Source organism: Rhizobium sophoriradicis, from assembly GCF_003939025.1.
Taxonomy (GTDB): Bacteria; Pseudomonadota; Alphaproteobacteria; order Rhizobiales; family Rhizobiaceae; genus Rhizobium; species Rhizobium sophoriradicis.
Genome location: NZ_RQIH01000004.1, coordinates 353,766 through 373,246, shown reverse-complemented (window position 1 = coordinate 373,246; position 19,481 = coordinate 353,766). Strand labels below are relative to the sequence as shown.

Annotated in this window: 13 protein-coding genes and 1 pseudogene; 9 read left to right on the top strand and 5 right to left on the bottom strand. The window is 63.4% G+C overall.

Annotated elements, in window-relative coordinates:
- Positions 1 to 84 precede the first annotated feature (84 nt).
- Complete coding sequence (locus tag EFR00_RS34190; RefSeq protein WP_406550256.1) at positions 85 to 441, bottom strand: hypothetical protein; 357 nt, start codon at positions 439 to 441, stop codon at positions 85 to 87.
- Here EFR00_RS34190 and EFR00_RS08690 point away from each other — a divergent pair.
- The 5 genes from EFR00_RS08690 to EFR00_RS08665 all read left to right on the top strand — a co-directional run bounded on the left by EFR00_RS08690 (position 390) and on the right by EFR00_RS08665 (position 7,355).
- Positions 390 to 2,351: an ABC transporter ATP-binding protein gene (locus tag EFR00_RS08690; protein WP_183738203.1), complete on the top strand. Its 1,962-nt coding sequence runs from the start codon at positions 390 to 392 to the stop codon at positions 2,349 to 2,351. The genes EFR00_RS34190 and EFR00_RS08690 overlap by 52 nt on opposite strands.
- 214 nt (positions 2,352 to 2,565) lie before the next feature.
- A complete protein-coding gene (locus EFR00_RS08685; RefSeq protein WP_077989527.1) occupies positions 2,566 to 4,464 on the top strand; it encodes an ABC transporter ATP-binding protein in 1,899 nt (632 codons plus the stop codon).
- A gap of 104 nt (positions 4,465 to 4,568) precedes the next feature.
- A complete protein-coding gene (locus EFR00_RS08680) occupies positions 4,569 to 4,883 on the top strand; it encodes a hypothetical protein (RefSeq protein WP_077989528.1) in 315 nt (104 codons plus the stop codon).
- 305 nt (positions 4,884 to 5,188) lie between these two features.
- A complete protein-coding gene (locus EFR00_RS08670) occupies positions 5,189 to 6,283 on the top strand; it encodes a LacI family DNA-binding transcriptional regulator (RefSeq protein WP_077989529.1) in 1,095 nt (364 codons plus the stop codon).
- A 34-nt stretch (positions 6,284 to 6,317) separates the two neighbouring features.
- Positions 6,318 to 7,355, top strand: coding sequence for a LacI family DNA-binding transcriptional regulator (locus EFR00_RS08665; RefSeq protein ID WP_009993615.1), 1,038 nt, complete (start codon positions 6,318 to 6,320; stop codon positions 7,353 to 7,355).
- A 9-nt stretch (positions 7,356 to 7,364) separates the two neighbouring features.
- Here EFR00_RS08665 and EFR00_RS08660 read toward each other — a convergent pair.
- A pseudogene (locus tag EFR00_RS08660) lies at positions 7,365 to 7,511 on the bottom strand (MFS transporter); the annotation flags it as partial.
- Positions 7,512 to 7,617: 106 nt separating this feature from the next.
- A complete protein-coding gene (locus tag EFR00_RS08655; protein ID WP_077989530.1) occupies positions 7,618 to 8,817 on the bottom strand; it encodes a multidrug effflux MFS transporter in 1,200 nt (399 codons plus the stop codon).
- A 171-nt stretch (positions 8,818 to 8,988) separates the two neighbouring features.
- Between EFR00_RS08655 and EFR00_RS08650 the strand changes: the two genes are divergently transcribed.
- Positions 8,989 to 9,729, top strand: coding sequence for a TetR/AcrR family transcriptional regulator (locus EFR00_RS08650; RefSeq protein WP_077989531.1), 741 nt, complete (start codon positions 8,989 to 8,991; stop codon positions 9,727 to 9,729).
- Here EFR00_RS08650 and EFR00_RS08645 read toward each other — a convergent pair whose 3' ends face one another.
- Positions 9,730 to 10,170 (bottom strand): response regulator, encoded by a 441-nt coding sequence (locus EFR00_RS08645; RefSeq protein WP_077989532.1) that lies wholly within the window; start codon positions 10,168 to 10,170, stop codon positions 9,730 to 9,732. It abuts the gene before it with no gap.
- A gap of 270 nt (positions 10,171 to 10,440) precedes the next feature.
- On the opposite strand from EFR00_RS08645, the gene EFR00_RS08640 reads away from it, so the two are divergent.
- Complete coding sequence (locus EFR00_RS08640; protein WP_040140827.1) at positions 10,441 to 10,980, top strand: L,D-transpeptidase family protein; 540 nt, start codon at positions 10,441 to 10,443, stop codon at positions 10,978 to 10,980.
- Positions 10,981 to 10,988: 8 nt separating this feature from the next.
- On the opposite strand, the gene msrA is transcribed toward EFR00_RS08640, so the two are convergent.
- On the bottom strand, positions 10,989 to 11,693 hold the full coding sequence (gene msrA / locus EFR00_RS08635; protein ID WP_077989533.1) for a peptide-methionine (S)-S-oxide reductase MsrA: 705 nt from the start codon (positions 11,691 to 11,693) through the stop codon (positions 10,989 to 10,991).
- A gap of 210 nt (positions 11,694 to 11,903) precedes the next feature.
- On the opposite strand from msrA, the gene EFR00_RS08630 reads away from it, so the two are divergent.
- Together EFR00_RS08630 and pbpC are read left to right on the top strand one after the other, a co-directional pair.
- Positions 11,904 to 17,375, top strand: coding sequence for an alpha-2-macroglobulin family protein (locus EFR00_RS08630; RefSeq protein WP_077989534.1), 5,472 nt, complete (start codon positions 11,904 to 11,906; stop codon positions 17,373 to 17,375).
- Positions 17,372 to 19,453 carry a penicillin-binding protein 1C gene (gene pbpC, locus EFR00_RS08625; protein ID WP_077989535.1) on the top strand — a complete coding sequence of 694 codons (2,082 nt, stop codon included), beginning with the start codon at positions 17,372 to 17,374 and terminating at the stop codon, positions 19,451 to 19,453. Before EFR00_RS08630 ends, pbpC begins: the two co-directional genes overlap by 4 nt.
- The last annotated feature ends 28 nt before the right edge of the window (positions 19,454 to 19,481 follow it).

Sequence of the window (19,481 nt, the reverse complement as noted above, 5' to 3'; positions counted from 1 at the left end):
GTCATGCGGCCATTCACGACAGCTGCCGCAGCATCGGGGTTCGATCAGGCGAACCCAGAACGAGAGGAATAATCACCCTCGCCATTAGTCTATCAATCTTGTCGTGTATGAAAGCGCCAAATGGCGCGCCTGGCAAGAGTTTTGTTGTCTCTTGGGGCAAGCTATTGAATAATAGGAGAACTTGAGCACTCCGGAGCAACGCGGTCTCAGCTGCCCTCGCCCAAATATTGCTTTTCGTGCCAGCTTCGGCACCTTGGCGAGATCGACGAAATTGGTGGAGCCCATCGCCTCTCCAACCCAATAGGCGATTGGCCGGGAGGTGAGGCCGACATCGTTCAGGGCATGCGAGGCGGCCTCACGCAAAAATAACCAGTTGGTGAATTCTTTACTTGAACCGCCAATTGGAATCGGCAAAACTGACGGTGCTTTCAATCCCTTCATGGATTTGCCGTCTTTTCGGGCCAGCGTCCGAGCAAACATCTATTGGAAAAAATACCGTGAGCAGCGAAGCGTCAACCCGCGCGACGAAGCCTTCGGCTTCGATGGCGCTTGCAACTGCGGCAGGCTGGGGCCGAGGCCTCTATACACTGGTGCGCATCACCGTGATGGCCTTCCGCCACCCCTGGCAGGCCGGTTTTGCGATCGGCGCCACGCTCGTCGCCTCGACCTTCCAGCTGATGATCCCCCGCCTTCTCGGCGAGGCCGTCGACCACACGCAGATGGCGATGGGCGGCGGTACGGCGGGCCAGGCGGCGCAGGACGCGCTGCTGACGACGGCGCTGCTCCTGCTCGGCGCCAGCGTGCTGCGCGGCCTCTTCACCATGGTGCAGAACTACTACAGCGAAGCCGTCGGCCACCACATGGGCTACGAGCTGCGCCTGGCCTGCTACGAAAAAATCCAGCGTCTCTCCTTCAGCTTTCACGACACGGTCCATTCCGGCGATCTGATCACCGTCGGCATGCTCGATCTCGAAGGGGTGCGCATGTATTTTTCCACCGCGCTGGTCCGCATGATCCTGCTCACGATCCTGATCGGAATCGGCGCCTATATGCTGCTGTCGACCGATGTCGTGCTCGGGCTTCTGGCGCTCTCCTTCGTGCCCTTCGTCGGCTGGCGCTCGTCGGTGACGCAGCTCAAGCTGCGCGCCACCTGGCTCGACCTGCAGGAACGACTGTCGGTGCTGACCCGCATCATGGAGGAGAATCTCGGCGGCATCCGCGTCGTGCGCGCCTTTGCCGCGCAGGAGCACGAGTTGACGAAATTCGAGGCAGCCTCGAAGAACGCGCTGGCGCTCGCCCATCAGCGCGTCGGCATCCGCGTCACCAATACCAGCGCCATGACCTTCTCCTTCTTCGCGGCAATGGGCCTGGTGCTCTGGATCGGCGGCGGCAAAGTCATGTCGGGCGAGATCACCGTTGGCACACTCGCCTCGTTCCTGACCTTCATGACCATCCTGCAGATGCCGGTGCGCCAGCTCGGCCTGATGGTCAATGCCTTTGCCCGCGCCTCCACCTGCGGCACCCGGCTCTTCAACCTGCTCGACCTCGACATCGCAATCAAGGACGCGCCGGATGCCAGGGAGCTGGCTGTGACCGACGGCGTGCTGCGCTTCGAGAATGTCAGCTTCGCCTATCCCGGCTCGGAAAAGCGCACCGTGCTGCACGATGTCTCTTTCGAAGCCCAGCGCGGCCAGACGATCGGCATCGTCGGCCCTCCCGGCAGCGGCAAGTCGACGATCGCCCATCTGATTCCGCGCTTCTACGACGTCAGCGGCGGCAGGATTACCATCGACGGCCAGGATATCCGCAAGGCGACTTTGCAGTCGCTGCGCCGCGCCGTTGCCGTCGTGCAGCAGGATTCCTTCCTGTTCACGACGACGATCGAAAACAACATCGCCTATGGCGACCCCTGGGCCAAGGAAAGCCGTATCGAACGCGCCAGCGAAAGCGCCCAGCTGCACAATTACGTGCTCGGCCTGCCCACCGGTTACGGCACCGTCGTCGGCGAGCGTGGCGTGTCGCTGTCCGGCGGTCAGCGGCAGCGTCTTTCGATCGCCCGCGCCCTGATGCTGAAGCCGGCGGTGATGGTGTTCGACGATTCCACCGCAGCGATCGATGCCGCCACCGAACAGCGCATCCGCAGCGCCATGCGCCGCTATGCCGCCGATCGCGTGACGATCATCGTCGCCCATCGCCTGAGCTCACTGATGCATGCCGACCAGATCCTGTTCGTCGAAGACGGAAGGATCGTCGAGCGGGGCACCCATCAGGCGCTGCTTGCGCTCGGCGGGCGGTACAAGGCGCTCTACGACCTGCAGGTACGGCCGGGCGATGAAGTGCTGAGTGCGTAACGCCCCACTTCTCCCCGTCGGGGAGAAGTGCGAGCAGAGCGAGGCGATGAGGGGGCGAGGAGCGATAGCGACGAGTGCGCTGAGCGGAAGCCAAGGGCAAATGAGGGCGTGCCGTGTAGCTCATCCGCCCTTCGGGCACCTTCTCCCCGCTGGGGAGAAGTGGACAAGCAATTGATGTGCGGGCCACCCGATGTGAGGCCGCAGGAGGAATGTGATGGCCGAGGAACTGGAAACCGAGCGTCCCGACGTTCGCGAGGATGGCCGCCGCCCGCCGCGGGCCGTGGTCGGTTCGCACCGCGTCGAGGAGGAGATGTTCGGCAAGGCCTTCGACGGCAACATCGTCAAGCGCATCTGGGCTTTCGTCCATCCCTACCGCACCCAGGTCCTCTGGGCGATCGTTGCGGTCCTGACCTTCACGACGATGCAATTGCTGATCCCGCTGATCATCCGTTACGCCATCGACCACGGCATGTCGCCGGGCGGCAATGCTTCGGCGCTGATGTCGGCGATCGCCGCCTTCGCCATCGCCATCCTTGTCAATTATGCGGCGAGCTACGCGCAGGAGACGCTGGTCGGCAATGTCGCGGAAGAGGTGCTCTTCGACATCCGCAAGGCAATGTTTTCGCATCTCCAGCGCGTCTCGCTCTCCTTCATGGACAAGACCGAAGTGGGGCGGTTGATGTCGCGCCTGCAGGGCGACGTCAACTCGATGCAGGAATTCCTCGAAACCTCGGTGCTCTCGGTCGGCGACATCGTGCTGCTCTTCGGCATCGTTTTCGTGATGCTCTATCTCGATTTCAAGCTGGGGCTGCTGACGCTTTCGGTGCTGCCGGTGCTGTTCATCGTCCGGCTGTTCTGGCTGCCGCTCGCCCGCAAGTCCTTCATGGCTGCGCACGAGACCAATTCGGTGGCGAACGGCGCGCTCGCCGAAGCCATCCACGGCGTGCGCGCCGTCCAGAGCATGGACAGGCAGGGCGTCAACTTCACGCTCTACGACGACAAGGCGCATGCCAACCTCAGGACGCATTTGACGGCGGCGCGTTATGCGCAGGTGATGGTGCCGATCGTCGACAGCCTGACCGGTGTGGCAATGGCGCTCGTTATCGTCGTCGGCGGCGCCCGCGTTCTCAACCAGGCGCTCGACGTCGGCGTGCTCGTGGCTTTCCTGTTCTACATCCAGCGTTTCTTCGACCCGATCCGGTCGCTGACCCTGCAATATTCGGTGATGCAGCGGGCCATGGCGTCGGGTCAGCGGCTGACCGAAGTGCTCGACGTGCCTGTTGACATCAAGGACGCGCCCGACGCCAAGACCCTGTCGCGCGACATGGACGGCTCGGTGGAATTCAAGGATGTCGTCTTCGGCTACAATCCGAAGCATCCGGTGCTGAAACATGTGAGCTTCAAGGTCAATCCCGGGGAGACCGTGGCGCTGGTCGGGCCGACGGGCTCCGGAAAATCCAGCTGCATGTCGCTGATCCACCGCTTCTACGACGTGCAGCAGGGCCAGGTGCTGGTCGGCGGCCACGATGTGCGTGACCTGACGCAGGATTCGCTCGGGGCGCAGATCGCCATGGTGCTGCAGGAGCCTTTCCTGTTCACCGGCACCGTCTTCGAAAACATCCGTTACCACAAGCTTGAGGCGACGCGCGAACAGGTGATCGAGGCGGCGAAGGCCGTCGGCGCCCATGATTTCATCATGCGCCTGCCCGATGGCTACGACAGCATTCTCGGGGAGCGCGGCGGCAATCTTTCGCTCGGCCAGCGCCAGCTTTTGAGCTTTGCCCGTGCGCTGGTGGCGGACGCGAAGATCCTGGTGCTCGACGAGGCGACGGCCAATATCGACAGCTATACGGAGATGCTGATCCAGAAGGCGCTGGTGAAGCTCTTGGAAAACCGCACCGGCCTGGTCATCGCTCATCGCCTGGCAACGATCCGCGAGGCCGACCGCATCATCGTGCTGCAGAACGGCGAAATTATCGAGAGCGGCGACCATCGCCAGCTGATGAAGAACGGCAAGCTGTATTCCAGGCTCTACAACCTCAACTATGCCTCTTTCGACGATATTCCCGAAGATGTGCTGGAGGAGACGACGGCGACGGAGTCGGCGACCTGATATGGGATGATGCATTAACGCCTGTCGCAAAGTTTGAACGAACCAACGATTTGATGCCGCATTTCTCTTTTATCCGGAGGGCGAGTGCCACTGAGGAGAATGTCATGAAGAGAATTATTAGCAGCCTGTTGATCGCGACGGCCCTTGTTGGATCCGCCATTCAGCCCGCTGCCGCGCGTGACCGTCATCACGACGATACCGGCCGCATCATCGCCGGCGGCGTAGCCGCAGGTGTCGTCGGCGGCCTGATTGGCGGCGCAATCGCCAATGGCGGCCCGCGTTACGTTGATGAAGGCCCGCGCTATGTCGATGGTCCTCGTTATGTCGAGCCGGCTTCGAGATGCTGGTATGAGGACCGTGACGTCCGCAACCGCTATGACGGCGGCTATCATACTGAAACCGTACGGGTCTGCGAGTAGACCTGAAGTTTTTGCAGCGGTTTTGATCCGATGTATCGCCGCTTTACTGCGATTTGCCCCTCACCCTAACCCTCTCCCCGTAAAGCGGGGCGAGGGGACGTGCCCTGTGAGAGGTCTGTGGGGAACGGAAAGCTCGCAGCTTGACCCCTTCGCCCCGCGAGCGGGGAGAAGGTGCCGGCAGGCGGATGAGGGGCGAGCCGCCATCTCCCAAAATCCTGCAGCCTCGGTTTTTCTCAGCAAAAATTCCGCCCGCCGCACCGCCGTCTGTCATCTGCCTGTCAGAGACGCGCAATAGCTGAGGGCCGATGAACGATGGTCCCGTGAATGCCGGCAAAGCGCCGAAAAAAGAACGCATGCGCTTCGTCAGCGCCGAGCAGGTGGCGCAATTGGCGGGCGTCTCACGCTCGGCGGTCTCGCGCACCTTCACGCCGGGCGCAAGCGTCGCCCCGACCACGCGCGAAAAGGTGCTGCGGGCGGCTGACGAACTCGGCTACCACGTCAATGATCTCGCGCGCGGCGTGCTCGCCAATCAGAGCCGCCTCGTCGGCATCGTCGCGACCCGGCCGGAAGTCGGCTTTCGCGCACATCTCGCCGCAGCCCTTGCCAAATCGCTGATTCGGCGCGGCAGCATTCCGATCCTCATCAACACCGGTCAGACGGAAGAGGAACTGCTCGCAGCCCAGAAGATGCTGATCGGTCACCGCGCCGAGGCCATCATCATTCTCTCCGGTTCGCCGCCGGCAAGCTTCCTCGATCTCGCACAGCGAAACGGCCAGCCGCTCGTCGTCATCGGCCGGTCGGAGCCCGGCGCCGACCACGTGCGCGCCGGCAACTCCGAAGCCTCACGCAAGGCGGCGACGGCGTTTTACGACAGCGGCCGGCGGCGGCTGGCGGTCATCGGCTCCAATACGGGAACGCCTGCGATCGTCGAACGCGAAAGCGCCTTCCTTTCGGCGGCGGAGACGCTTGGTGCACCCGTCACCCTCGCCCGCGGCGGCGATTCCGATTATGACGGCGGTGTCACCGCCGGGCGCGCGCTGCTTGCGGAAAAAACAAAGCCCGACGCCGTCTTCTGCGCCAATGACCAGATCGCCTTCGGGCTGATGGATGTCCTGCGCCGGGAAGCGCAGCTGCGCATCCCCGAGGATGTCGCCGTCATCGGCTTCGACGACGTGCCGGAATCCGCCTGGCTGAGCTATCAGCTGACCACCTTCCGCCAGGACCCGCTGATCATGGCGCAACGCGCCGTCGCGCTGTTGGAACGGCGGCTGGAAAACCCGGATTCGCCGCCGGCTTACGAACGCGTCATTCCCGAACTCGTCATCCGCCAGAGCTTCAGACCGCAACCTCTTCCCCCACGGCTTTTCGCAGACGCCGTCCTGTGGCAAGAAGGGCGATGACGCGCGGCGCTGCAAGGGAGGAAGATCGCCAGAGATGAAGGGAATTCGCCAGCTCGCCGAGCATCTCGACATTTCGATCGGAACCGTGTCCCGCGCGCTGAACGGCAAGCCCGACGTCAATGAGGAAACGCGCCGGCGGGTGCTCGCCGCCGCCGAAGAGCTTGGCTACGTCGCCAACCAGTCGGGCCGCAGCCTGCGCCAGGGCATGACCAATGTCATCGGGCTGATGCTCGAGGTCAGCCGCGAGACGGTCGAAAACAGCGACGACTTCTTCCTCGGCGTCACCGACGGGCTGCAGAGCGTCTTTTCCCGCCACAAGCTCGATCTGGTCATGCTGCCCTGCCCCGACGACGAGGATCCGCACGAATATCTGAAGCGCATGGTGGCGCGACGCCTCGTCGATGCGCTGATCATCTCGGCGACACGGCGCACCGACCGGCGCATCGAGCTTCTGGAAAAGGCCCGCATCCCCTTCGTGGCGCTCGGCCGGAGCGCGTCCGGCGGCAGCTATACCTGGATGGACCTCGATTTCGAAGGCGTGGCGGCACGCGGCGTCGACCGGCTCGTCGCCAAGGGCCATCGGCGGATTGCGGTGGCGGCCCCCTCCTCCGACATCAATCTCGGCTACATCTTCCTCGACAGCTACCGCCAGGCGCTGCAGCGCCACGGCCTTGCCTTCGACCCGGCGCTGGTCATCCGGGTCAAGTCGAGCGAACAGGGCGGCTATCAGGCCGGCCACGAACTGCTGATGATCGAAGACCGGCCGACGGCGATCATCCTGATCCACGAGCTGATGGCGATCGGACTTTACCGCAGGCTGGCCGAGGCCGGCATCCTGCCCGGCCGCGACCTCGCCGTCGTCGGCTTCCGCGAGGAGTCGCGCACGCATTTCCTGCAGCCGACGCTGACCTCCTTCCGCATGTCGCTGCGCGATCTCGGCGCCCAGCTCGGCGAAACCCTGCTCGCCACCATGCCGGCCTATGCCGAGCACTATCCGCAGGGCGCCCGCAACAGGATCTGGCCGATGGAGCTGGTTCCCGGCGAAAGCGACGCCTTCACGCTGACGTCCTGAAGAGGCGCCTCAAATCCGGCTCGGTGCCGCCGCAGCTTCCCGGCTCGACAGCTGACGCGTCACGAAGAAGACCAGCAGGGCGCCGGCCGCAAGGCAGGCAGCCAGGAAGAACATCGGCGCGATCATGCTGCCGCACTCATCCTTGATCCAGCGCACGTAGATAGCGCCGGCCGCCAATATTCAATTAAGCGAGGTATTTTCTCCGATGCCACAACCCAGATTAGTGGCCGCACCCGGGTGATCGGGTGCGGCTGGTCTTTGACTATTCGGCAGCGGCGACGGCGGCACGGCGGCCGATCGTTGCCTGGGTTAGCACGAAGGCCAAGAAGGCGCAGACGGCGATGCCGGCGGCCATCGGAACGGCGGTGCCGTCGAAGAACAGGCTCGAGATCACCATGGCGACGGCGGCGATGACGAAATGCAGCGTGCCCATCAGCGACGAGGCGGTGCCGGCGATTGCGCCGTGATCCTCAAGGGCAAGCACCGCGCTCGTCGGGATGACGAGGCCGAGGAAGCCGTAGCCGATGAACAGGAAGGTCGCCATAACCGGCAGCTGGTTGAAGCCTGAGGCCATCACTATGGCCATGACGATCATGGCCAGCGCGAAAGCGCTGACGGCAAGCCGCATGACGCGCACCAGGCCGAAACGCTCGCCGAGCCAGCCCGTCGCCTGCGATACCGCGAAGAAGGACACAGCGTTGATCGAGAAGGCGAAGCTGTATTGCGTCGGCGTCAGCCCGTAATGCTGGATCAGCACGAAGGGCGAGTTGGCGAGATAGACGAGGAAGCTCGAAATGCCGAGGCCGCCGATGAAGGTCAGCGTCAGGAAATTGCGGTCGGAAAGCAGCAGCCGGTAGGCGGCCATGGCGCTCCCGAGACCGCTGCCGCTGCGCTCAGTGGCCGGGCGGGTCTCGTCAAGCTGGGTGGAGAGCAGGACGAGGCCGATCAAGGCCGCCATTGTCACGGCCCAGAACACGCCGCGCCAGCCGTAAAACTCGATGACGGCGCTGCCGGTCAGCGGCGCCAGGATCGGCGAGATCGAGAAGACCAGCATGAGCAGCGACATCAGGCGCGCCGCCTGAACGCCGGTATGCATGTCGCGGACGATGGCGCGCGGAATGACCATGCCGGCCGCACCGCCGATGCCCTGGATGAAACGGAAGGCGATCAGCGTCTCGATATCCGTCGCAAGCGCACAGCCGATCGAGGCGAGCGCGAAAAGGCCGATGCCGAGATAGAGCGGCAGCTTGCGGCCCCACATGTCCGAGATCGGACCGTAGACGAGCTGGGAGAGCGCAAAGGAGATGAAGAAGGCGAGAAGGGTCAGCTGGGTGACGTTATTGTCGGCATGAAGATCCTGGCCGATCGAAGGCAGCGCAGGCAGATACATGTCGATGGCAAAGGGGCCGATGGCCGATAAAAGGCCGAGAATGAGGGCAATGCGGAAGAAGGAAGCCGTCATAATGGTGATCTTTCATAAAAGCGCAGCAAAGACGCCGGATCGTCGTTTCGCCGCAGTGCTCTTAGGGTTCAATGATAATTGTTCGCGCGAAGACGAAGTTGGGAGCTCACATCTTCAGCTGGGAAGCAGGAGTGTCAATAAATTTGGACACTGATGTAAAACTAGACGCCATTGTCTAAAACGTCAAGACGTCTTATCTTCGCTCTCATGAAAGATCGCATGACACCGGCAGTCCGGATGACGGGGCATAGCCAGCGCGGGCAATGTGCCAAGCGCATGTCAATCCTCGATGCCGCAGCCGACGTTTTCTGCCGACAGGGTTTCGCCGCAGCCAGCATCGACGAGATCGCCGCCGTCGCCTGTGTCTCCCGCCAGACGATCTACAATCATTACCGCGAGAAGGAAACGCTGTTCGTCGCCGTCGTCGAGGACGTGATGAACCGCGCCAATGCCATGCTCTTCTCCGTCTTGTCGGCCTTCCCTGATGACGCCGATAATCTGGAGGACGACCTGACCGCCTTCGTCGTGCGCCTCAACAAGAATTGCATCTGCAATCAGGACGGAAAATTCCTGCGCAAGCTGGTGCAGACGGAGGGAGAGCGATACCCGCATCTCTTCGAAAGCTGGCGCCAGCAGGGGCCCGGCAAGCTGACCACCGCGCTTTCCGCGCTTCTCGCGCGGCTGGCGCAAAAAGGAGCGCTCGTCATCGACGATTTCGACGTCGCCGCCCGGCAGTTCGTCGCGCTCGGCAATGCCGACCTGCAGATGTTGACGCTTTTCGGGGGAACACCAACCGACGCGGAGCTGGAAAAGGCGGCCCGCAATGCCGTTCGTACTTTTCTCAGGGCCTATGGCCGACCGGCGGCGAACAAGTCCGGCGCTCAGCCGCAACTGGCAGCCGTATCCGGCTGATCAGCCAAAAACCGTCATCTGCGCCGGCACGACGGCGAACATTCCGGCGCGGCGCGCGGCAAGATATTTCACCAGCTGTTCGACAACCGAAGGCATGACCGGCTTCTGGACGACCCCGACCGCGCCCTTGACGCCGTCGGCGACGGTCTCGGGATTGCCGGTCATGAACACGACGGCGATGCCATGCTCTTCCGCCAGCCGCCTGCCGAGCTCGGGACCTGTCGGGCCATCGGCAAGATTGACGTCGACGAAGGCGATATCGGCCGACGGCGCCAGCCGCAGCGCCTGTTCGCGATCATTCGCCAAGCCGGCGACCTGCATGCCCATGCCTTCCACCGTCGCGCCGAGATCGAGTGCGATGAGGAATTCATCTTCGACGATCAAGACGCGCTGGTTCATGAGATCATCTCGCTGCCAGCGCCGCACGACATTGGTGGCCATGATACCGCCCCCTTGTTACGCACATACTTCGAAAGAAGGATCCGCTCCGGCCGCTGTGCCTGCCCGAAGCTCATTGTCGAAACGAGGAACTTGCAGATATGTTCCGCAGTGAAACGCGATTTTCCTGATTTAACATATTGTTAACGTTGATGAATTCTTAACAGGCCGCCGGCAAGGCAAAAAACAATTGCCGATCTTGGGCGCGCACCTCTAGTTGAGGGCGCGATGACACGATATGATTATTCATTGGCTCGATGATTGAGGATCGGCTTGAGAAACAAGGTTGTCGTGCTGGCGATCGTGGCCGTTGGCCTTTTCGCCTATACCAAGGTGATGGCCAGCATCGGCTCAGGCTCGCCGCCTCCGGACGCACCGGTGGACCAGCGCGCCGATCTTATTCGCGTTTATAAATCCGAACGCCGCATGGTTCTCCTTAAAGGCGACGCTCCCATCGCGACCTATCAAATTTCTCTGGGCAGTGCTGCCGATGCAGGCCCCAAACAACGCGAAGGCGACGAGAAGACGCCTGAAGGGCGCTACGAAATAGATTGGCGCAATCCGAAATCGATGGCGCATCTGAGCCTGCATATTTCCTATCCGAAGCCGGAAGAGCAGCGCGCGGCGAATGTGAACGGCTTTCCGCCCGGCGGCAACATCATGATTCACGGGCTGCCCAATGGCTGGGGCCTGCTTGGCGAAGCCCATCGCCTTTGGGATTGGACCGATGGCTGTATTGCCGTCACCAATGCGGAAATGCGCGATATCTGGGCTCGCGTCCCCGACCGTACACCCATCGACATCATGCCCTGACGGGTCAATCAGCCCCTGGTCTTGCCGACGAGGACCGGCTGGCTGCGGTAGTCGGCGGGAAACAGCGACTTCAGGTTCTCGATTTTCGGCAGGTCGTTATAGACGATATAGGGATAGGTCGGGTTGAGCGTCAGGAAATCCTGATGATAGGCTTCGGCAGGATAGAAGCCGGTGGTTTCAGACACTTTGGTGACGATCGGCCGCGGGAAGACATGCGCCTTGTCGAGCTGATCGATATAACGCTCGGCGACCTTGCGCTGCTGCGGATCGAGGACGAACAGCGCCGAGCGATATTGGGTGCCCCGGTCCGGTCCCTGGAAGTTCAGCTGCGTCGGGTTATGCGCCACGGAGAAGAAAATCTGCAGCAACCTGCCGTAGCTGACCTGTTTCGGATCGAACTTCACCTCGACGGCTTCGGCATGGCCTGTCGAGCCGGTGCTGACGATTTCGTACTGCGCCGTTTTGGCCGTGCCGCCGGCATAACCGGAGACGGCGCTTTCGACACCCTTCACATGCTGGAAGACGCCCTGGACGCCCCAGAAGCAGCCGCCGGCGAAAATGGCGGTCTGCGTGCCCGAGCCGGGGGCTTCGTCGATAGCAGGCGGCGGGATCACGACCGCCTCTTCGGCAGCGGCGGCTACATCCGCACCGAGCAAAACGGCCGCGACGGCAAGGAACGTGGCGAGGCGCCGACGGTTGGAAGAGATGGACATCGGGCTACCTCCAAAGGGTCGCCCAAATCCTTGCTCACCCTTGCAAATGCGGCAAATCACAAAGCGGTTGCTCACGCCGATGTGACAGCTCGAAGAAAGCCCCCTGTGCGAAGGTGAAACAACCCTCAAGTTGAGTTGACAATCTCGTGAGGAGTGAGGAGAGTGCGGCCAGTCAGAGCCAGCATCGCCTGTATCCTTTGGGGGGAACCTATGTCCGTGCGCTCGTTCTTCGCTTTCGCCAGCATCGCATTTTTGTCGATGATCGCCGTCAGTTTTCCAGCCGCCGCTGCGGAAACCAAGCGTGACATCCAGACGATCAAGGACGCCGATTTCTTCGGCTTCGATCTTCGCACCGAGCAGAACGTCTCGCTCGATCAGTGCAAGACCTCCTGCATCGGCGACAAGAGCTGCAAGGCCTTCACTTACAATCCCAAGGTGAAATGGTGCTTCCTGAAATCCGATTTCAAGACGATGAACGCCTTCCCCGGCGCCATCGCCGGCAAGATCGTTGAGACCGCCGCCCAGAAGGAGCCGGATATCGGCGCGGCGCCGCGGCTGACCTTCCTGGCCGACGACCTGATCCAGCAGGCCCACGACTTCAGGGACAATCTTGCCCTAACCGACGCCCAGCAGGGCCAGAGCGTCGACAGCCTGACGGCCGGCGCCCGTCTCGACATGACCGCCAACAATCTGACCGACGCGCTGATCGCCTTTCATGGCGCACTGTCGATCACGCCCGGGGATGCCGATCTCTGGCTCGAAACCGCCCGCGCCGCCGCTACGCTCGGCAGCGCCCAGACCGGCACGAGCGGCCAGGCCGTGCTCGACGCGCTGAACGGCTACGAGCTGACCCGCACCAAGCCTAAGCGCGCCGAGGCGCTCGCCGTGCTCGCCGACGCCCTGGACCGAAACGCCAATTACCGCCCTGCCCTCTACGCCTACAAGGCGAGCCTGGCGCTCGTTGCCTCCGACGATGTGCAGGCGGCCTATCTGCAGCTGAAGGCGACGCAGGGCTTCCGCATCACCGAACACACGGTCGACGCCGACAGCGCCACGCCGCGCGCCTGCGCCACCTTCTCCGAAGCGCTCGTCAAGACCACCGACTATACGCCCTTTGTGACGCTCAACGGCGCGGCCCCCAAGGCGCTGGAAACCAAAGACAAGCAGATCTGCGTCGAAGGACTGACGCATGGCGAGACCTACAAGATCGCCTTCCGCACCGGGCTGCCGTCGTCCGTCGACGAGACCCTCGACGCACCTGTCACCGTGGACGTCTATATCAAGGACCGCAGTCAGATGGTGCGGTTTACCGGCGACAGCTTCGTGCTGCCCTCGACGGCGCGCCGCGGCATCCCGATCGTCTCGGTCAACATGACGTCGGCCAACCTCAAGCTCTACCGCATCGGCGATCGCGCCATTGCGCCGCTGTTGACGAACTCGCAGTTCCTCAGCCAGCTCGACGGCTACAGCGCCCAGAACATCCAGGACCAGAGCGGCGAACTCGTCTGGCAGGGCTCGATCGAGATCGCCAACGAGCTGAACAAGGACATCGTCACCAGCTTCCCGGTCGACGAGGCGCTGCCGGAGCGCAAGCCCGGCATCTACGTCATGACGGCAACGGCGCCGAACGGCCCGGCGCAGGAGTGGAATTCGCAGGCGACGCAATGGTTCCTCGTCTCCGATATCGGCATCACCACCTATGCCGGCACGGACGGGCTCAACGTCTTCGCCCGCTCGCTTGCCTCGGCCAAGCCGATGTCAGGCGTCGAATTGCAGCTGCTTGCCAAGAACAATGAAGTGCTCGGCACCGCGACAACAGACGAAAACGGCCGCGCCACTTTCACCGCCGGCCTGATCCGCGGCACGGCGGCGCTGACGCCCGCCGTCATCGCCGCCAGGAACGGCACGTCGGACTATGTCTTCCTCGATATGACCCGGGCCGGCTTCGACCTCTCCGACCGCGGCGTCACCGGTCGCGCCGCACCCGGCGCGATCGACGTCTTGACCTTCACCGAACGCGGCATCTACCGGGCCGGCGAAACGGTGCATGCCCAGGCGCTTGCCCGCGACACCGACGGCAACGCCATCGAAAACCTGCCGCTCACCTTCATTTTCAGCCGCCCGGACGGCGTCGAAGACCGGCGGATCGTCAGCCAGACCAGCAACCTCGGCGGTTATTCCATCGATTTCGCCACCCAGGAAAACGCCATGCGCGGCACCTGGACGATGAACATCTATACCGATCCCAAGGGCAGTGCGATCGCCAGCAAGAGTTTCCTCGTCGATGATTTCGTGCCCGATCGCACCGACATGGAGATCAAGACCGAGGCCAAGGAAATCGGCCCGGATACGCCGGCGAATGTCACCATTTCGGGCAAGTATCTCTATGGCGCCCCGGCCGCCGGCCTGACGCTTGAAGGCGATGTCGTCGTCAAACCGACGCGTGAGAACGCCGCCTATAAGGGCTTTCTGTTCGGTCTCGCCGACGAAGAGGCGAGCGAAGATTCCCGCCTGCCGATCGACGGTCTGCCGGGGCTCGACGAAAACGGGCAAGCTTCGACCGATCTCACCGTCGGCGAGCTGCCGGCGACGACGCAGCTGCTCAACGCCACCGTCTATATCAGGATGCAGGAAGCGGGCGGACGCGCCATCGAACGCTCGCTTGTCATTCCGGTGAAGAACGAGCGCGCTTCGATCGGCATCAAGCCGGAATTTTCCGACGAACTGCCCGAGAATTCGATCGCCAACTTCACGGTGATCGGCGTCAGCGCCGATGGCAAGAAGCAGGAGAGCAAGGGCCTGCGCTGGAAATTCTACAGCCTCAACCGCGAATACCAATGGTATCGCGAGGGAACGGCGTGGAAATACGAGCCGGTCTATACCGCCGAGCAGATTTCCAACGGCAGCGTCGATGCGACACTGGACGGCGGCAAGATCTCCGTGCCGGTAACATGGGGCCGTTATCGCCTCGAAGTGGAAAGCCCGGATGCCGACGGCCCGACCTCGAGCGTCGAATTCGACGCCGGCTGGTTCGTCGCCTCGACCTCGACCGAAACGCCGGACGGGCTGGAAATCGCCCTCGACAAGGACAGCTACAAGATCGGCGAGACGGCCAAGCTGAAAGTCACCTCGCGCTACGGCGGCGAGTTGATGGTAACATCAGGAACCGAAAAGCTCGTCGCCGTGCAGAATGCGACGATCGGCGAGAGCGGCGGCGAGGTCGACATCCCCGTCACATCAGACTGGGGCGCCGGCGCCTATGTGACCGCGACCCTCTTCCGTCCCGGCGACGCGCAGGACAGCCACATGCCGATGCGCTCGATCGGCATCCAATGGCTGAAGGTCGATCCCGAACAGCGCGCTCTGCAGGTCAAACTCGACACACCGGAAAAGATGCTGCCGCGCGGACCGTTGAACATCGGCCTGCAGGTGGCTGGTGCGGGCGCCAATGAGGATGCCTATGTCACGGTTGCCGCCGTCGATGTCGGCATTCTCAACCTGACGCGCTACGAACCGCCGAATCCGGAGGACTGGTATTTCGGCCAGCGCCAGCTCGGCCTTGAGATCCGCGACCTCTATGGCCGGCTGATCGACGGTTCGCTGGGTGCGACCGGCAAGCTCAGGACCGGCGGCGACGGCGGCGCCATTGCGTTGCAGGCAAGCCCGCCGACGCAGAAGCTCGTTGCCTTCTTCTCCGGCCCGGTGAAGCTCGACGCCGAAGGCAAGGCCAACGTCTCCTTCGATATCCCGCAATTCAACGGTACGGCGCGCGTCATGGCTGTGGCATGGTCGAAGACCGGTGTCGGCCACGGCGTCAAGGATGTCATCATCCGTGATCCCGTCGTCGTCACCGCGAGCCTGCCGAAATTCCTGGCCCCCGGCGACAAGGCCGATCTGCGCCTCGACATTGCCAATACCGATGCGCCGGCCGGCGACTTCAAACTGCAGCTGACCGGCGATGAGGCGGTCGGCATCGAGCAGGCCTCAGCCGCGCAGACGATCAGCCTCGCGGCCGGCGCAAAGACGGAACTGACGCTTTCGCTCATCGGCAAGCAGCCGGGCGCAGGCAGCGTCTCGATCAACCTCTCCGACGCCTCCGGCCTGTCGCTCGACCAGACCGTCGACGTGCCGGTACGCCCGGCAGCCCTGCCGATCACCCAACGGAGGGTGCTGGCGCTGAAGCCGGGGGCAAAACTCACCGTCGACAAGAACTTGCTTGCAGACAGCGTGCTGCCCGGGGCGGCAATCAGCGTCAACGTTACCCGTTCGGCCGCCTTCGACATTCCGGCGCTCTTGATGACGCTCGACCGCTATCCCTTCGGCTGCGCCGAGCAGACCACCAGCCGGGCGCTGCCGCTGCTCTACTTCGCCGAAGTGGCGAAACAGGCCGGCATCGAAAACGACGCCGACGTGCAGAAGCGCGTGCAGGATGCGATTTACCGCGTGCTCTCCTATCAGGCCTCGGCCGGCAGCTTCGGCCTCTGGGGGCCGGATTCGGGCGACGTCTGGCTCGATTCCTACGTCACCGATTTCCTGACGCGAGCCCGCGAAATGAAATATGACGTGCCGGAAAGGGCCTTCGTGCAGGCACTCGAAAACCTGCAGAATACGCTCTCCTACACCACCGACATCAAGGGCCAGGGCGACCAGATCGCCTATGCCGTCTATGTCCTTGCCCGCAACAAGAAGGCCGCGATCAGCGATCTGCGTTATTACGCCGATACAATGATCAACGACTTCCCGACGCCGCTCGCCAAGGCGCATATCGCCGCCGCATTGGCGCTTTATGGCGACGCCCAACGTTCGAAGAACATCTTCGTCGACGCACTGCAGATGTCGCAGCAGTCGATGGTGTCGCGCGTGAACCTGTCGCGGACCGATTACGGCACGATCCTGCGCGACGGCGCGGCGATCCTGGCGCTTGCTGCCGAAAGCCGGCCGGTTCCGCCTGTCATCCCGGATCTTGCCAAGGCCGTCGCCAAGGAATGGGGTCGCAGCAAATACAAGAGCACCCAGGAAGAAACCTGGATGCTGCTTGCCGCGCGCGCCATCCAGGGCGGTGATGACGGCCTGAAGATCGACGTCAATGGCGCGGCGCACACCGGCGCCTATATGGCCCGGATGGCCGGCGAGGCACTCGCCGACCATCCGCTGACCTTGACCAACCAGACGAAAGACGCGGTCTCGGCCATCGTTACGACCGTTGCCGCCCCGACCGTGCCGCTGCCGGCCGGCGGCGATGGCTTCCTCATCGAGCGCAGCTATTACACGCTCGACGGCGAGCAAGCGAATGTCAGCGAGGCGAAGCAGAACGAACGCTACGTAGTCGTCATCCATGTGCGCGAGACCAACGACTGGCCGTCGCGCATCGTCATCACCGATCTCCTGCCCGCCGGTTTCGAGATCGACAATCCCAACCTCGTCGACAGCGCCCAGATGACGAATTTCGACTGGATCGGCGAAATCTCCGCTGCCCATACGGAATTCCGCTACGACCGCTTCGTCGCCGCCTTCAACGGTGCGGCCGGCGACAATCGCGAATTCAACGTCGCCTATGTCGTGCGCGCCGTCACCCCCGGCACCTACGACCATCCGGCAGCAAGCGTCGAGGATATGTATCGGCCGGAGTTTTCGGCCCGCACGGCGACCGGCAAGATGGAGGTCGTAGCGGCGCAACAATGAGACGATGGCACAAGTTTGCGATCGGGTCCGCCGCCGGCATTCTTCTTGCCGGCGCGGCCCTCTTCGCGCTCAACGCCGCCGACAAGGCCTTTCCGCCGCCGCTCGACAAGGCGGATATGGTTTCCCCGGAAGTGCTGGATGCCGACGGGCAGCTGCTGCGCGCCTTCGCGACGGCCGAAGGCCGCTGGCGGCTGAAAACGACGGCCGCCGATGTCGATCCGCAATTCCTGCGCATGCTTGTTGCCTATGAGGATCAGCGTTTCTACGATCACGGCGGCGTCGACGTCTGGGCCCTCGGGCGAGCCAGCCTGCAATTCGTCCGCAACGGCCGCATCGTCTCCGGCGCCTCGACGCTATCGATGCAGGTGGCGCGGCTGATCGAGCCGCGCGCGGAACGTTCGTTTGCGGCAAAACTGTTGCAGCTCGCCCGCGCCGTGCAGATCGAACGGCGGCTGTCGAAGGACGAGATCCTCGATCTCTATCTCACGCATGCGCCCTATGGCGGCAATCTGGAGGGCGTGCGCGCTGCAAGCCTCGCCTATTTCGGCAAGGAGCCGCGCCGCCTGACCGTCGCCGAAGCCGCCCTGCTCGTCGCCCTGCCGCAATTGCCGGAACGGCGCCGGCCGGACCGCAATCTCCAGGCGGCGCAAGGGGCGCGCAAACGCGTGCTGGAGCGGGCCGCAGTGGCCGAGGCCGTCGGCGATGGCGAGGCGGAGCGGGCCGAAGCTGTCGCGATCCCCATGCGGCGCATGCAGCTGCCGGCATTGGCCGCCCATGTCGCGGAAGCCGCGCTTCGCAAGAAGCCTGATGTCCTCAAGCATCGGACGACCTTGAAGAAGCAGGTGCAACAAGGGCTGGAAGCGGTCGCCCGGGCGGCGGCCATGAAGCTCGGACCGAAGCTTTCGCTCGCCATGGTGATGGCCGATGCCCAGACCGGCACGATCGTCGGCGAGGTCGGCTCGGCCGATTATTTCGACGCCAGCCGCTCCGGCTGGATCGATATGACGCGCGTCAACCGCTCGCCCGGTTCGACGCTGAAGCCCTTCATCTACGGGCTCGCCTTCGAACAGGGCCTTGTCTCTCAGGAGACGATCATCGAAGACCGGCCGGCCGATTTCTTCGGCTACCGGCCGCGCAATTTCGACATGAGCTATCAGGGCGACGTCACCGTGCGCGAGGCCTTGCAGCTTTCCTTGAACGTGCCCGCCGTCAAGCTGCTCGACGCCGTCGGCCCGTCACGGCTGATGGTGCGCTTTCGCCGTGCCGAGGTGCGCCCGGTTCTGCCGCCGAACGAGACGCCCGGTCTTGCGATCGGTCTTGGCGGCGTCGGCATCACGCTCAAGGATCTGGTGCAGCTCTATACGGCGCTCGCCGATCGCGGCCAGCCGGCACGGCTCGGCGACGGCATAACCGGCACACCTGATAAGCTCGACGGCGAACCGCTGCTGGAGCCGGTCGCGGTCTGGAACGTCGCCGATATCCTCTCCGGCGTCATTCCCCCCGCCGGCGCGCCGCAGCGCGGCATCGCCTACAAGACCGGCACCAGCTACGGTTACCGCGACGCCTGGTCGGTCGGCTATGACGGGCGCTATGTGCTCGGCGTCTGGGTCGGCCGGCCCGACAACAGCGCCGTGCCGGGTCTGACCGGCTATGGCACCGCAGCACCCATCCTGTTCGAAGCTTTTGCCAAATCAGGTATCGCGACGACACCCTTGCCGCGGCCCCCCGCCGGGGCCGTCCGCATCGCCCAATCGGAGCTTCCGATCAGCCAGCGGCGTTTTGCGCTGAATGCCAGCGGCCTGCTCGTCGCCTCCGGGCGCGAACCCGCGCCGCAGATCGTCTATCCGCCCGAAGGCGCCCATATCGATCTCGGCGCAAAAGGCGGCGATCTATCGCCGTTGATGCTGAAGCTGCAGGGCGGCCGCGCGCCCTTCCGCTGGCTTGCAAACGGCAAGCCGCTGCCTGACCTATCGCGTCGGCGCACCCAACAATGGCAGCCCGATGGCGGCGGCTATTCGAAGCTGACCGTCATCGATTCAGCCGGACGAGCCGCAAGTGTGGGCGTTTTCATCGACTGAAGGAACCAAAGCCCGGAGGCAACCGTTG